The sequence below is a fragment of the Peribacillus sp. NPDC006672 genome, from assembly GCF_050274955.1.
Taxonomy (GTDB): domain Bacteria; phylum Bacillota; class Bacilli; order Bacillales; family DSM-1321; genus Peribacillus.
The window spans coordinates 92,938-108,812 of the sequence record NZ_JBNNOR010000006.1 but is presented as its reverse complement, the minus strand read 5'-3'; the positions used below and the strand labels follow the sequence as shown (position 1 = coordinate 108,812).

The 15,875-nt window shown below is 36.7% G+C and carries 14 protein-coding genes and 1 pseudogene; 14 read left to right on the top strand and 1 reads right to left on the bottom strand.

Going from position 1 to position 15,875, the window contains the following annotated elements:
* Window positions 1-432 precede the first annotated feature (432 nt).
* From rpsN to ACQKKK_RS11535, 13 genes and pseudogenes are all read left to right on the top strand, one after another.
* Entirely contained in the window at window positions 433-702 is a 270-nt protein-coding gene (gene rpsN, locus ACQKKK_RS11595) for a 30S ribosomal protein S14 (protein ID WP_427616325.1), read from the top strand.
* A gap of 76 nt (window positions 703-778) precedes the next feature.
* Complete coding sequence (locus ACQKKK_RS11590; RefSeq protein ID WP_427616324.1) at window positions 779-1,135, top strand: hypothetical protein; 357 nt, start codon at window positions 779-781, stop codon at window positions 1,133-1,135.
* A 491-nt stretch (window positions 1,136-1,626) separates the two neighbouring features.
* Window positions 1,627-2,814, top strand: a complete 1,188-nt coding sequence (locus ACQKKK_RS11585) for a GTP-binding protein (protein WP_427616323.1) — start codon at window positions 1,627-1,629, stop codon at window positions 2,812-2,814.
* Window positions 2,815-2,996: 182 nt separating this feature from the next.
* A complete protein-coding gene (locus ACQKKK_RS11580) occupies window positions 2,997-3,917 on the top strand; it encodes a CobW family GTP-binding protein (protein ID WP_427616322.1) in 921 nt (306 codons plus the stop codon).
* 289 nt (window positions 3,918-4,206) lie between these two features.
* Window positions 4,207-4,407 (top strand): hypothetical protein, encoded by a 201-nt coding sequence (locus tag ACQKKK_RS11575; RefSeq protein ID WP_427616321.1) that lies wholly within the window; start codon window positions 4,207-4,209, stop codon window positions 4,405-4,407.
* A gap of 223 nt (window positions 4,408-4,630) precedes the next feature.
* On the top strand, window positions 4,631-5,629 hold the full coding sequence (locus ACQKKK_RS11570; RefSeq protein ID WP_427616320.1) for a permease: 999 nt from the start codon (window positions 4,631-4,633) through the stop codon (window positions 5,627-5,629).
* 12 nt (window positions 5,630-5,641) lie between these two features.
* Window positions 5,642-6,601, top strand: coding sequence for a TIGR03943 family putative permease subunit (locus tag ACQKKK_RS11565; RefSeq protein ID WP_427616319.1), 960 nt, complete (start codon window positions 5,642-5,644; stop codon window positions 6,599-6,601).
* Window positions 6,602-6,887: 286 nt separating this feature from the next.
* Window positions 6,888-9,062, top strand: coding sequence for a DNA topoisomerase III (locus tag ACQKKK_RS11560; protein ID WP_427616318.1), 2,175 nt, complete (start codon window positions 6,888-6,890; stop codon window positions 9,060-9,062).
* Between the two features lie 102 nt (window positions 9,063-9,164).
* Entirely contained in the window at window positions 9,165-9,593 is a 429-nt protein-coding gene (gene mntR, locus ACQKKK_RS11555; RefSeq protein WP_061463662.1) for a transcriptional regulator MntR, read from the top strand.
* Between the two features lie 166 nt (window positions 9,594-9,759).
* Window positions 9,760-10,797, top strand: a complete 1,038-nt coding sequence (locus ACQKKK_RS11550) for a serine hydrolase domain-containing protein (protein WP_427616317.1) — start codon at window positions 9,760-9,762, stop codon at window positions 10,795-10,797.
* A 410-nt stretch (window positions 10,798-11,207) separates the two neighbouring features.
* Window positions 11,208-11,345 (top strand): annotated as a pseudogene (locus tag ACQKKK_RS11545) (RHS repeat-associated core domain-containing protein); the annotation flags it as partial.
* Between the two features lie 1,405 nt (window positions 11,346-12,750).
* Window positions 12,751-13,446 (top strand): class I SAM-dependent methyltransferase, encoded by a 696-nt coding sequence (locus ACQKKK_RS11540; RefSeq protein ID WP_427616316.1) that lies wholly within the window; start codon window positions 12,751-12,753, stop codon window positions 13,444-13,446.
* The gene (locus tag ACQKKK_RS11535; protein ID WP_427616315.1) at window positions 13,446-14,141 is read left to right on the top strand and encodes an AIM24 family protein; all 696 of its coding nucleotides are present in this window, start codon (window positions 13,446-13,448) and stop codon (window positions 14,139-14,141) included. The genes ACQKKK_RS11540 and ACQKKK_RS11535 overlap by 1 nt, the downstream gene beginning before the upstream one ends.
* Window positions 14,142-14,237: 96 nt before the next feature.
* Here the strand turns inward: ACQKKK_RS11535 and metA are convergent, their stop codons facing one another.
* Window positions 14,238-15,146, bottom strand: coding sequence for a homoserine O-acetyltransferase MetA (gene metA, locus ACQKKK_RS11530; protein ID WP_427616314.1), 909 nt, complete (start codon window positions 15,144-15,146; stop codon window positions 14,238-14,240).
* Window positions 15,147-15,315: 169 nt separating this feature from the next.
* On the opposite strand from metA, the gene ACQKKK_RS11525 reads away from it, so the two are divergent.
* Window positions 15,316-15,849, top strand: coding sequence for a hypothetical protein (locus ACQKKK_RS11525; protein ID WP_427616313.1), 534 nt, complete (start codon window positions 15,316-15,318; stop codon window positions 15,847-15,849).
* Window positions 15,850-15,875: the final 26 nt, after the last annotated feature.

Below are 15,875 nucleotides of genomic sequence, written 5' to 3'. Positions count from 1 at the left end.
AAATAGCGCGAAATTGTTGTTGAGTGCGTTCGTAGAAGGGAGAAGTTAAGTAGGCAGGAGGGGACCAGGGTGGGGTGCCCCAGGTTTTGAAGGAAAATTAACCCCTTGGGCTTTTTAACGCGAATAGAATCCCGATAGAATTATCTATAGGCGCCGAAGAATTTGTCAACTTTGTTTTTTCTGAAGTGGATTAACAAGCAAAATTATACAATCGAAATACTTCGGTCAAAAAAATTCGACATCAAGCAGAATTTTTAAGGATTTATAACTCTAAAGAAGGGATGCATGAATTTATTTATAAAAAAAACTTGTAAATAGTAATTGTTACGATTTATAATGTTAAAGTTATAACTATAACTCATAGCGGGAGAGAAGCTGGGTATTATTACGCATTAAATCGTAATTGTTTCGATTTGAGGAAGGAGAATTATTATGGCGAAAAAATCAAAAGTTGTTAAAGAACAAAAAAGGCAGGAGATGGTGATGAAATATGCAGCCATTCGTGCAGAGTTAAAAGAAAAAGGTGATTTTGAAGGACTAAGAAAACTTCCTAGAGATTCTTCACCTACACGGCTTAAGAACAGATGTGAAGTAACTGGAAGGCCAAGGGGATATCTAAGAAAGTTCAAAATGTCTAGGATTGCTTTTAGAGAGTATGCTCACATAGGTCAAATACCGGGTGTGAAAAAATCCAGTTGGTAAAATATTCAATCTCCTAACTACCAGATGTTCAAATTTGGTAGTTGGTGTTTTTATGGAAATATTAAGGGGTGAAAATATGGAGCGGATTAATCCTATCTTAATGGAATTTTTACTTCGAAGTGTTATCAAAAAATTACCTAATATACACAGAGAAGTTTACCAGTATATTGAGAGTATGGAATATCAATTAGAGGAAGTATCTGTGAATGAAAAGCAATTTCTTCAGTTAATGATTGAGAAATCTCCATTTAAAGCGGCAGCAGATCACTTCTCTCTCCATATCTCTACAATAAAGGAAATAATGGATGAGGCACAAATGGAAATAGATAAATCTATAGATGAACGGTGTAATCGAATTAAATGGATTGATTATACTGATAAATTAAAGCAATCCGATAAAACTACCCAGCGAGCTTTTATCTTCTTATCTTAACCTTAAAACCATCTGTGCACTTTATTAGTCTCCTTTTTAGATAAGGGAAAAATACTAAGCTGGTGACTCCCCTACAATTTAAGATTGGATGCATGGACATACAGCTCTGTACGGATATTATAAACCGTCCTTCACTGATGCTATCAATGAACACTGTAATTAGCTCATGGAAGAAGTGGTAATTAAAAAAGCCTGGATACATTGAAAAGACAGATGATCGTTGGTCTGTTTCCTTACCTAATGGACAGAAGGTATATGGAAAAAATCTTGTCTTAGCTTTGGGGATAGGTGAACAATTTATGTGGACTGAATGATAAAAAACAGATAAGGTATTACAATTTTAGTGATGAAATACTGGATTTCACTTCAATTATGGCACCTATTGCTATCATGGGGTGGTGGCATGATAGTGACCAAGCGTGCCTTGGACCAAAGAAAACATTCACGTAAATCGAAATGACTACTATTTATTAGAAGGTGAGGGAAATGATATGAAAAAAATTCCGGTTACGGTATTAAGTGGTTATCTAGGGGCAGGGAAAACAACTTTACTGAATCATATTTTAAAAAATAGCCTAGGATTAAAAGTAGCAGTGATAGTAAATGACATGAGTGAAATAAATATTGATAGCGAACTGGTCAAACAAGGTGGTCATGTTTCTCGGGTAGAAGAGAGGCTTGTTGAATTGTCCAACGGCTGCATTTGCTGTACTTTACGTGAAGACTTACTTCAAGAGGTAGAAAAGTTGGCTAAAGCAGGAGATATTGATTATATTCTCATAGAATCAACTGGGATTAGCGAGCCTATTCCCGTGGCACAAACATTTTCATATATAGATGAGAATATGGGTATCGATTTAACTAAATATTGCCGATTGGATACTATGGTTACGGTTGTAGATGCGAATCGATTCTGGCATGATTTTCAATCAGGGGATTCCTTACTGGATAGAAAGGAAGCAGTAGGCGAGAGTGATGATAGAAATATTGCTGATTTATTGATAGATCAAATTGAATTTTGCGATGTACTCATTCTTAATAAATGTGATTTGGTAGAGGATGAAAACTTAAATCAATTAGAGAATGTATTACGTAAATTACAACCTGATGCTAAGCTGATCCGTACAGAAAATAGCCAGATAGATCCAACAAACATTTTGGATACTAGACTGTTTGATTTTGATAAAGCAAGCACCTCAGCAGGTTGGCTTCAAGAATTAAATGAAGGGCATGCTACACATACACCCGAGACCGAAGAATATGGAATATCATCGTTTGTTTATGCAAGAAGATTGCCTTTTAATTCAGAGAAATTTTCAAATTGGATCCATTCAATGCCTAAAGAAATCGTACGAGCTAAAGGGATTGCATGGTGTGCGACCAGAAATAATGTAGCTTTGCTATTTTCACAAGCAGGGCCATCAGTGACACTTGAGCCATTGTCTTATTGGGTTGCCTCTCTATCGGAACTACAACAAGAGGAGATATTTAATAAAGAACCACAAATCATTAAGGAATGGGATATTGAGTATGGAGATCGTCATACTAAGCTTGTCTTCATTGGGATGGATATCAACACTAGAAAACTCACAAAAGAATTGGATGCGTGCTTGTTAACGGTAAGTGAGCTAGAAAGCAACTGGGCAGGGCTTCCAGACCCATTTACTTGGAATGTATAAGATAAATCCGTTTATGAATAGGTAAGATTATATGATAAGTAATCAATTTTGCGGAAATAAGTTTATTTAAAATGAGCAAACATGAAAACCTGGTAAAAAGGATAACAAAAGTTTGCATCAAATATAGACATATTATTACTAACATAATTTTAAAGTAACATGTTTATTAAGGAGTAGTTAAAATGGCGCAAGTAGAGGTAGTTATCATAGGTGGATTTCTCGGAAGTGGAAAAACTACTTTGTTGCAGAATCTATTAATGGATGAAAAAGGTAGCGGAAGAAAAGTGGCAGTTTTAATGAATGAATTGGGCGAGAAATCCGTTGATTCAGACATAATAGGGGACAATGTTCCTCTACAGGAATTGTTGAATGGATGTATCTGTTGCACGGCTAAAGATGAATTGGAAATCTCTTTATTAACATTATTCCAGATGCATCAACCTGATGTAATATTCATAGAGGCATCTGGTGTGGCCCATCCTATTGAAATCCTGGATGCTTGTCTGTCTCCTGTCATTGCTGACCGTATATCCATACGCTCAATCATAACAACGGTTGATGCATACAGATGGTTACAAAGGAGCAGAAATAGCCCTCAACTGAATCGCTTATATGAAGAGCAAGTAAAACATGGAGATACCTTGATCATCAATAAAACTATTCGGTTAAGTAAAAAAGAATTACAGCAAATTAAAGCTGATATAAAATCAATAAACCCAGGTGCAACTCTTCATATAACTAATTATTCGAACATATCATTATCAGGTATTCCTTATTCCAATCGTAATTCCATTTGTGAATTTGAGAAGTTGAATGTTCATCAACGTTTGCATATCCAATCATTAACCTATACCTTTACGAATGAAATTAAAAAAACAGATTTTGAAAATTGGTTAATGAAACTTCCTGATACAATTCACCGAATAAAGGGCTTTGTTCGATTCGAGGAAGAAAAAGGGAAAGTTAATCTATTCCAATATACATACGGGGTTCCTTCTTATTATCCACAAGATATTGTTTTTAAAAATCATTTCGTTGTTATTGGAGAAAATCTAGACAGTAGGGAAGTTTACTCTCAATTAAAAGATCTCGAAAATAAATAGTAATAAGACGTGAACTTAAAAAACTTCTATATTAAGATATGAGCTGCCATAAAGGAGAATCACCCAACTAGCGAAAAATCTGCTCATTCACACTATTGGAAGCCTGTTATACGGTTAAATGTGGACTTTTTAGGCGTGGACTATTTGTTTCTTTGACGTAATGAATTACGTTCTCCTGTTTTAGTGCATGTTAATTATCACCATACCCCTAATAATCCATTACATTACTCTAAAATTGTTTTAAGATTTAAAACGAAATAATTCCGATTTGAAAATGGAAACCTTCGGGGTGGGGATTGAAGGTTTTGCAGAGAAAGCAGCTGAAACCTTGAAAAAGGAAAAAGGTAGTATTTTAAAAGTAGCAGATGGAACTGAGCTCATTGCCCCAACTTATTCTGACGAACATGAACATGAGGGCGAAGGAACACACTTTGACGAACTTAGATACGAAGGCGAGGAAGGGGCAACTGAAGATCAAAGACAGCATTAAATGAATAAAACCAAACATAGTATAAGAGAAAAAATATTTAACATAGCTAGAATCTAAAACTTTCATAACCCTTCCATCTTTTTGTGGAGGGCTTTCTTTACTTTAGTCATATGAATTTAATTGTTAAAGTTTACCATATACTATGAAGTGTATCTTTCATTCATACTCTACAACTTTCTAATATATTTTATGGAAGAAGCACTACATTTTGAGGGAGGTACCCATGAATCGGATTATTCGAGGTTATATGATAGATATAACCGGTATTATCATAATAGCGCTAACTCTTTTCCTGTTTTCTTTCAGTTCTAATATAAAAGAAACCTTTGTTATTCCACCGTCATTGTTAAATTTAAATACTATTTTTCTAAGTATTTTAATAGAAGCCCTGCCCTTTGTTTTAATTGGGGTCCTCATCGCTGGAGTAATCCAAATTTTTGTTACTGAGGAACATATTCAAAGGTGGATACCAAAGAATAAGGTTATGGCTGTAATCATGAGCTGTATTGTAGGAGCGCTGTTTCCTGCCTGTGAATGTGGAATCGTCCCCATTGTTCGACGTTTAGTTGTAAAAGGAGTACCTATTCATGCTGCGATGGGTTTTATGTTAACAGGCCCTCTTATCAACCCGATTGTTATTGCTTCTACATATTTGGCATTTGGAAACGATTTTAAAATTGCTGGATTGCGTATGGGGTTAGGTTTTCTGGTGGCTATAATTGTTGCCTTTGCTGTCAGTTGGATTTTTAAAGGCAATCAATTTAAGGCTCCTATCAATTCCGTTTCAACCCATAATCACAGTAAAAATCAATCACTTTCCAGTCGCTTTTGGTCGATGCTCACACATTCAATTGATGAGTTTTTTGATATGGGGAAATACCTGGTTATAGGAGCTTTTTTAGCTGCTGTTGTACAAACCTATATGCCAGCAAAATCCTTGTTGGAGGCTGGAAACGGTCCGGCTTCTTCTATATTTGTTATGATGGGATTGGCTTACGTTTTATCTCTATGTTCTGAAGCAGACGCGTTTATAGGAGCTTCTTTTAGCGGTATTTTTCCAGTTTCATCAATCCTTGGCTTCTTGATTTTTGGACCCATGATTGATTTAAAGAACACACTTTTGATGATGAGCGTTTTTCGATTTAAATTTGTTATGGTTTTGCTAGCATTGGTTGTTTCCATGGTGTTTATCACATTAATGCTGCTGCAAAGCTTTTTATAAGGAGGGAAAATCATGCAACTCCAATTTCAGCAAGTTGCTAGAGCTTTAATTTTACTAGCTTTTTCGGCCCTCATATTTAAGCTTCATGTGACCGGTGAAATTACAAAATTCATCAATCCGAAATATGGAAGTTTAAGCCAGGTAGCTGCTGTAATATTTTTGATTTTGTTTTTTATTCAAATTACAAGGACATGGAAAGCAAAGAACAGCAGCTATCATCATTGTGATCATCACGACCATGGGTGCGACCATAACCATGATCATGGAGATTCTTCTTTTAACACAAAAAAACTAATTTCGTATTTTATTATTGTGTTTCCATTACTAACTGGGTTTCTGCTTCCACCCAAAGTACTCGATGCTTCTATTGCCAATAAGAAAGGGGCAATGCTGGCACTGTCAAACCAAAAACAAGCACCTAAAGAAGACAAAAATAAAGAAAATAGTAACCCGCCAGAAGAAATGGAAGAGAGTAACATAAATGGTCAGGATGATCCCTATATAGATGGCAACCCTGTATATCCAGCACTTCTAGAAAACCAGCAGGAAGAAATCTCAAAGGAAGAATATAATCAACTGATACAACAGTTAGAACAAAACCAAAATATAGAGATGAATGACTATGTTTATGCAGCCTATTATGAAGAAATGAGTAAAGATATTAATAAGTTCAAGGGAAGAAAGATCGAATTGAAGGGCTTTGTTTATAAAGAAGATGGATTTGCTCAAAATCAGCTGGTGATTTCAAGATTTTTAATTACTCACTGTGTCGCAGACGCAAGTATTATTGGATTTCTTTCAGAGTTCCCAGAGGCTTCTTCCCTAGACATGGATACATGGATCAAAGCAAATGGTGTCATAGAAATTACGACGTATAACGGGAAGGAGCTTCCTGTAATCAAAATTACTAATTGGGAAAAAATCAGTGAACCTTATGAGCCTTATCTCTATCCGATTAATGTAAAAATATAATAAAATTAAAAGTCCCTAAAATAAAACAGGTGAAGAAAAACGTTTCGTTTTTCTTCACCTGTTTTTCTAGTTTTATAATTATTCATTGTAAGTAGCTGGTGAAAGCTAGCTACCTTAGATTATGGGCCAAGGCTAAGATGCGAAAACATTCTTCACCGGAGTTAAGCAATTATTTCATGTTTTCTTAGAACAGTTGAGTTAAAACGAAGTCATATCTAGCCGATTTTGATAATTAAGGTATAATAATAGGGAAAGATATTTTGTAACGGATTAGGTGAAGATGATCATGAAGCTAATCATTGCGGAGAAACCAGATCAAGGTTCAACGTTAGCAGCTCAATTTAAAACGAAGAAACAGCAAGGATATATAGAAATCATGCCGAATGAACTTTTTCCCGACGGAGCTTATGTAACTTGGGCCGTCGGGCATTTATGTCAACTCGTTTCGCCGGAAACCTATCATTCAAAATGGAAAAAATGGTCGATGGAAACATTGCCGATGATTCCAGAGAAATTTCAATATGAAGTGACCCGACAAAAGGCAAAGCAATTCAATGTAGTGAAGACTTTGCTTAGGAAACCGGATGTCGATGAAATCATTCATGCAGGCGATGCTGGGCGTGAAGGAGAATTGATTGTACGCAATATCGTTAATCTATGTAATGTCAATAAACCGATGAAACGTTTATGGATTTCCTCTTTGACTCCAAAAGCGATTTATGAGGGATTCCAAAACCTGATGGGCGAGGAAAAAACCAGGCCACTCTATCATGAAGCGTACACGAGAGCTTGCGCAGACTGGGTTGTGGGAATGAATGCATCGAGAGCATATAGTATTTTATTGAAACAAAGAGGTGTTTCGGATGTGTTTTCAGCTGGAAGGGTGCAGACACCGACTCTCGCTTTGATAGTGAAGCGGGAAATGGAAATTGAGCAATTCAAGTCTGAACCGTTCTGGGAAGTGTTCGCTGACTTTAATATGGATGGTAAGAAGTATCAGGGGAAATGGCAGCAGAACAATGATCCGAGAATCAAGACAAAAGAACTTGCTGATAAAATTGCCGACTTTTGCAAGGGTAAAGAAGCTGAAATTGCGGAAATGGCTACAGAGAGAAAAGAATTTCAGCCACCTTTGTTATTTAATCTATCGTCATTGCAGGCAACCGTAAACAAGATTTATAAATATTCACCGAAACAGACGCTTGATATTGTACAAAGTTTATATCAAAAAGGGATCGTTTCTTATCCACGTTCAGACTCCAATTATGTTACGGAGGGGGAAGCCGAAACATTTCCTGATATATTGCAAAAACTAAGTGGATTTTCAGAATATGAATCCCTGTTTCCTTTGCCACAACCGAGCATTATGAATAATAAACGGTTTGTAAATGAAAAAAAAGTGACTGATCACTATGCAATTATCCCGACGGAGCAAGTGACCGATCCAAAGCGGCTTTCCGCTGAAGAACGGAATATTTATGACTTGGTGGTCCGCCGGTTGATTGCGGCTCATTATGAGAAAGCCATTTTCGATTACACCACCATTAAAACGCTTGTCGATAAGCGTGCCGAATTCATTTCTAAAGGCAAACAGCAGATCCAAGAGGGATGGCGCAAAGTGATTTTTCAAAATGAGAAGGATGATGATGATATCCTTTTGCCGTCCGTTTCAAAAGGGGATTTTGGAAAGGTCGCCAAAATAAAGGTGAAAGAAGGAAAAACTCAGCCTCCAAAGCGCTATACAGAAGGCCAGTTGATCACCTTAATGAAAACGGCCGGAAAACACTTGGATAATGAAGAGTTAGAAAAGGTGCTGATGAAAACCGAAGGCCTCGGCACAGAAGCAACTCGAGCTGGCATCATTACCATGCTCAAAGACCGTAAATATATTGATGTCAAAAAAAATCAGGTGTTTGCGACGGATAAAGGGAAAGTGCTGATCACTGCAATCGGGGAGAAAATCCTGGCTTCACCTGAAATGACAGCCAAATGGGAACAGCGTTTAAGGGAAATTGGTGAAGGGAAGGCCTCAGCCGGCGTCTTTATGGAAGCTGTTAAAAAGATGTCAGCAAAAATTATCAGTGATGCCGTGGAATCATCGGAAAGCTGGAATTTTCAAGGACTGGACACCGAGTCGATTCAACGGAGCGGACCTAAAAAGAGAAGCTCCGCATCTGTGGGCAGCTGTAAGCTATGCGGTTCTAAGATTGTCGATAAAGGGGAATTCTATGGATGTGTAAATTATCAAAAAACCAAGTGTAACTTTACGATCTCCAAAAAAATCCTTAATAAGAAAATCAGTCAAGCAAATATAAAAAAACTGTTGTCGAGCGGTGAAACGGATTTGATAAGTGGTTTTAAAAAAGGTGAAAAAACCTTTGATGCCATTTTGTCTTGGTCCGATTCTGAAAAGAAGATCAGTTTTACATTCCCAACAGAACAAAACGTAAAACAAACTTGAGAAGAAACTTCATTTAAAAGCGCCCTGAGACGTTATCTTCTTGTTTCAGGGCCGTTTATATAGTAAAATTTTTAGATATGCGTTTGAATGGGAGGATTCCGAATGCCTACACCTAGCATGGAGGATTACATAGAACAAATTTATTTACTTATTGAAGAAAAAGGATATGCAAGAGTTTCCGATATTGCCGAAAACCTTTCCGTCCACCCATCTTCTGTTACAAAAATGGTTCAAAAACTGGATCATGAAAAATATTTGATATATGAAAAGTACCGGGGTCTCGTTTTAACTGCAAACGGGAAAAAGGTTGGTAAAAGACTCGTATACCGCCATGAACTTTTAGAACAGATGCTTAGATTGCTTGGAGTCAAGGAAGAAAATATTTATCATGATGTTGAAGGGATTGAACATCACCTTAGTTGGAATGCCATCGATAGGATTGGCGACCTGGTTGAATTCTTTGAGGAATCTCCCGATCGTGTCGAGGATTTACGAAAGATACAAAAAAGAAATGAAGAAAATTCAAAATAAGCTGCCGCAGGCAGCTTATTTTATTTTGGTTATGTTAAATGAAAAGGTGGATTTATCGCCTGCCCTACATCTTATAAAATTATTTTAATTTATTTTACAAATAGATAATAATAGAACGTATATTCGTGTTATATTTTATTTGATAATACAAACAAGGGGGATAATTGTGAAATTAAAAAACATACACATTGAAGAACGAATGAAACATTATAATGTGCAAGGTTTAAGTATCACATTGCTTGAGGGCGGTGAAATTAGTGGAACAGAAAATTACGGCATATTAGAAGTGGAAAGCAATAGAAAAACAAATGAAGATTCTATTTTTAGTGCGTGTTCAATTAGCAAGTTCTTAACAGGAATTCTTTCTATGAAGCTAGTAGAGGAAGGAGTTCTTGATTTAGATGATGATGTGAATGAAAGTCTTGTATCGTGGAAAGTACCAGAAAATGCTTTTACTAAAAATAAAAAAGTGACATTGAGGAACTTACTAAGTCATCAATCTGGAATTAAAGACCCTGAAGGTAGTTTTCCTGAACTGAATTCAAAAACAAGGGTTCCTTCGATGGTTGAATTATTAGAGGGGCAAACTCCTTATTGTAAAACTCCTATTGACGTCAAGTGTGAACCAGAAAGTGAATTTCATTATTCGGATGCAGGTTTTTGTATCATTCAGCAACTGATAGAAGATGTTACTGAAAAACCCTTTCATCAAGTTATAAATGAGCAAATATTTGAACCATTAGGAATGGCAAATAGCCAATTCAATACAGCAATGTTGGAAGTGGATAGACAAAATTTTTCTTGTGGTCACAACAAAAATGGTGAATTAGTAGATGGAAAATATCCTATATATCCTTATCCAGCGGCTTCTGGATTATGGACAACTTCCTTGAATTTAGCTGAATTAGTTCGTGAGTTAATGAATGCTGTAAAAGGAGAAAGCAAGGTTGGCATTTCGGAAAGTTTAGCAAAAGAAATGATAACCCCACAAAGAGGTAAAAGTTGGACTGGGTTAGGTGTGTTTCTTGAAAGCTCTGAAAAAGAACTAGAAATTACATCACTTGGTTGGGGCGTGGGTTTTCAATGTATGATGGTGGCGTTTCCGTATTTAGAGAAAGGTGCAGTCATAATGACGAATGCAGAATTGGGTGTTCATCAAATGGAAGGCATTATAGGTGAAATATATAAATCTCTTTTGTCTTAAAAAGCGTTAAGGGGGGAGAAATATCCAGATAGCCTTAGCAAATCCAACTCATATACCTGAAGTGGTGTCGTTCATCAACGAAAATTCAGACCGCAATAACAGTGCGGTTTAGGCTGAAGAGTTTTTGTCCTCTTGGAATTAAAGCAGCCATAAGAAGAAAGCACAAATGATACTGGCGACAGTAGAAGTTCAAGTGGTAGGGGCTATTCTGTTTTACGAAAAAACAAAACAAAACAAAATATCTTTATACCAATTTAAATGATTTTACCTATCATTTCACTATGTCCGACTGATTCCTTTTTAAATGATTAGAAAAAAATGAGGAATTTAAGTGTGGATTTTTAATGACTAACACGATATTCTTTTTATCAAATAAGTAGTATAATCATTTTCTTCTTCAACTAGGGTGTACAGGGCTTTCCTATTTAATGGCATGTTACTATCATCCAACTCACGGTGTCTTTTTATCGTTAGATCCAGATCCTGGTGATGAAGATGACATTCTTACTCAAAATGGGTATAGTTATGTTGGAAATAATCCTGTACTAAATTAATTAGAAGCTCAAATGCGATTAAGAGAAGAAGATAGGAGATTTAATCATGTTAGTATGGTTGCTTCATATTTTGATATGTTTCATGGTGTTAGGAATAACATTGTTTCCTACACAAATAGTAGAAAGTAAGAGTAGTATCCTAAGTAATCTAATTGCGATATCTGTACTATTAGGGGTTATGTTAGTAGGTACAGGTATTTACATTGGAAAGGGAGAGTCTTTACATGCATATATCTATATAACATTTATATTACAATTGATTATTCTAGGTCTTCTCTTATTAATCTACCATCTTTTTAAAAAGGTGGGGTATTCAAAATTAATAAATATCTGTTCGCTTTGCTTAGTCACAATTAGTCATTTAACTTATGTTTACTATATTATCGGGAGTTTTATATATTATTAATAGGAGAAAGATATAAAAAAAAGATACTGAACAGTCTGTGTTTTTTAGTTAAATCTATTTAGCCCGTCTAATTAGTCAGCTTAGTTATTGGATCTAATCAATGTACCAGGCTAATATACTCCCAATCAAACGCATCTTCCCAAACAGTAAATTTTATAGTCGAACTAAACTCCATAGCATCATATTTTGTTTTCAGATTCTTCAATTTGGTAATCATCTAGTGTAGGCTTTTGTTGGCGGTAGTATAAACCTTCTAACATTTTAATGTGTTCTGGCATACAGAAGCCTTGCCATTTTACCTTACCTCGATCTTTTAATGACTCCATTCGTGTATAATTGTATTCGTTCTTACAATTCCACTATCCATTAAAGGAGCATTCTTAAATGTTTAATCAATAAATTAAACAAAAATTCTTATCCACTCACCAGAAGTTTATACACCTCTATTCCTAAAGTTACAGCAACTTGAGCAGCACTACAATATAGACTTATGCGACTTCCATGTACACGAGGTGAAAGCCTTGTATGCGACTTAAGCCAGCTACAGAGCAACATGCAGAATCAATCTTCAGGCTACTGGCTCTATATACTAACTGGAGTATATCTGAGGGATTAATGGAATCAAATGTGTCGTCTTTTATGGCATTCATGGAGGATTGGAGCTATCAGTTTATAATCCTTTTCCTATTGTCGAGGAATTGAAACCACACTAAATTAAGTTGTAAATACTTCGTAGAAACACCATTAAAACGACTTATCCATTTTTTTAAACGGAAATTGATATTTTTTTATGACATCACTGTTATTTAGAACTGGGCATTTATCAATAAGTATTTTAAAAAAGGATTTTTTAATGAAGAGCAGAATAGCTATAATGAAGCCTTGTATTTTGGTTTTTGGGAAAACTGTGTATTGATTAACGAACGGGATTGTAATTTCAGTATGCTTCAGGTACTAATATAATTGGGGGTTAATTGGGAGGGGGAATGTCTAATGAATTTACATACTTGGCATAAAGAGTCGAAAAAGGAATGGGATGTCTTTGCACCTATGTGGGCGAAGAATTCGCAAGAAATGTGGGAATCGGGGAGCCGAAAAAACATTATTCCGTTCTTTTCTGAATATGTACCATCGGGAGTGAAGGTAGCTGACATAGGCTGTGGAGATGGAGTCGGTTCTTTAAAATTGGCCGAAGCGGGATTTGAAGTAACTGGAGTCGATTTATCCAATGTCATGATTGAATTTGCAAAGGGAAAAACAGCTCTACAACCTGAACTTTCTTTCATTCAAGGAGATTTTTATGATCTTCCATTCAAGGATGAGGAGATGGATGCGGCATTGGTCATTAATTCTTTGGAATATACAGGTGAACCATTAACGGTGATGAAGGAAATTCAACGTGTAATTAAGCCGGGCGGCTATGCCTGTTTTGGAATTCTTGGTCCTACGGCTGAACCACGAAAAAAATTCAGTTTTCAACGATTATTAGGAGATAAAGTCATTATGAATACAATGCAGTCTTGGGAATTTGAAAAAATGGCAGCAGATACAGGATGGAAGGTGGTTGCTGACACCGGCGTTGCGAAGAGAGGGGTGGACTTTGCAAAATTGGGGCATTTTTCAAAGGAATTAAAACAAGCTGTATCGTTCATGTGGCTGTTCCTCCTTCAAAAAAAGGAGGATCAGTGATGGAGAAGTATCAAATTGATCAATTCGTTGAAAAGACGAAACAGCAGGATAAAGGGCAAGGCTTATTTGAACTTGAAACGGAACGAATTCTGGAAATTAATCTTGAACAGCAGATCTGGGCAAAAATGGGTACGATGATTTCTTATCGCGGGCATATTAAATTCGAACGGGAAGGTATCTTGGAGCATGGTTTTGGTAAACTCTTCAAGAAAGCCTTGACTGGTGAGGGTGCATCCTTGATGAAAGCGACCGGTAGCGGCAAGCTATACGTCGCCGATCAAGGGAAGAAGATATCAATTTTACAGTTGAATGGTGAATCAATCTGTGTTAATGGTAATGATTTACTTGCTTTTGAGCCGGGTATTCAGTGGGATATAAAAATGATGCGGCGCATTGCAGGGTTATTGGCGGGTGGATTGTTCAATGTAAGACTCGAGGGGAGAGGAATGGTCGCATTCACTTCCCATTATGAGCCACTCACTTTAATGGTTGAATCTGGGAATCCAGTCTATACGGACCCGAATGCCACAGTAGCTTGGTCAGGGGAGTTGCAGCCTGAATTCGTAACGGATGTTTCATTAAAGTCGTTTTTTGGAAGGGGAAGCGGTGAATCCGTTCAAATGAAATTCGAAGGGAAAGGATTTGTAGTCGTCCAACCTTTTGAAGAGGTTTATTTCGGTAATAAAGAATCATGAAAGAAACAACCTGAGTCAAAAACTCAGGTTGTTTCTCATGATAGCCGAAAGTTAATGCCTACAAAAAAACTAGTCGCTTTCTTTTTCCTTACCCAATCAATCCCACTCATATGGAGTTGATTGGTAAACATAATAGTTCAGCCAATTCGAGAACATCAGACTGCAATGGCTCTTCCAGCGGTGAAGGGGTACCTTGGTCGGATCGTTATCAGGAAAGTAATTTTCAGGGAGCTGCGTATTGATCCCTCGCTCCCTATCACGCTTATATTCTTCACCGAGGGTATCGGCATCATACTCGAAATGGCCGGTCACCATGATTCTTTTTCCATCAACTGAAGCAGCTATCAATACCCCAGCTTGATCGGACTGTGCCAGAACCTTCAATTCTGGATGGTTAACTAATTTTTGATAGTCAATATCCGTATAGCGCGAATGAGGGGCCATAAAATAATCATCGAATCCGCGGACTAGATTTTCAATTGGTTCAAGGACTTCATGGGTGTATATGCCGAAGCATTTCACTGGCAGTTCATGTTTTCCTATTCCATAATGATGGTATAGGGCTGCTTGAGCTCCCCAACAGATATGTAGGGTGGATGTGACATTTTCGGTTGACCAATTCATGATATTCTGCAGTTCTTCCCAATAATTAACGTCTGAAAATTCCAGTTTCTCGACTGGAGCGCCCGTAATGATCAAGCCGTCATATTTCTTCGTGCGAATCTCATTAAATGATTTATAAAACTGATCTAAATGAAATTTACTAGTGTTTTTTGATTCATGTGTGCTCAAACGCAGGAATGATATGTTTACTTGAATGGGAGTATTGCCAAGAAAGCGCAATAACTGAGCCTCTGTTTTTTCTTTCTCTGGCATAAGGTTTAAAATTAATATATTCAATGGACGGATTTCCTGATTGGTAGCTCTACCCTCATCCATTACAAAGATATTTTCCTGTTCTAAAATTTCCTTAGCCGGCAGTTGTTCCGGAATTCTGATTGGCATGATTAGCCTCCTTCTTCAAAAATCATAATATTTTAATTATATAGAAAATTACCGAATAGAAAAGCTATTTTAATAATTTCTTCTAAATCCTGAGGGAAACGGCGCGGGGATGGTAAAATGGTGAGATCATGAATACATAAACTTATGAAGTTGGAGAGGTGTATGGAGATTGTTCGATCCTACAGCATATGAGAACATGAAAGTGGTATTGGAAGGTGCGGTCTATGATCGTGACTTCATTGGAGATATATTGGTCATAAACCGTGATGATATTGTGAATCTCGCAAACATGTCCAGATCATATAAGATTGAGATGGAATTGAAAGAATCGCTGGCGCCTATTTCGGTTATCGGAGTCATCGAGTTACACGCGTCACTCCAAAATCTAAGTTCGGAGTTACTCGATTCCACTATTAATGAAACGAATTCCGGTTGCACGGTTAATATTTTCATTTCTTTTCCTAAAAAGCTTGATGAAGTGACTGCTGAACAATTCTTGATCGATTTGGAAGAAATTTGGGGAGATCAGAGAATCATTACAGTGACGACCAGCGAAACGGTCAGTAAAAAATTGCAACCCGTTCATTCATCTTTATTTAAAGTTTCATTTGGAAGGCTTGTAAAAGAAGAGCAAATGGATGATTTGGAAGATATGGTAGAATATTTGATACAATCCATACAAGCGCTGAAGATTCCGGGATAATTGGAAAAGGTAAGATTATAAAAGTT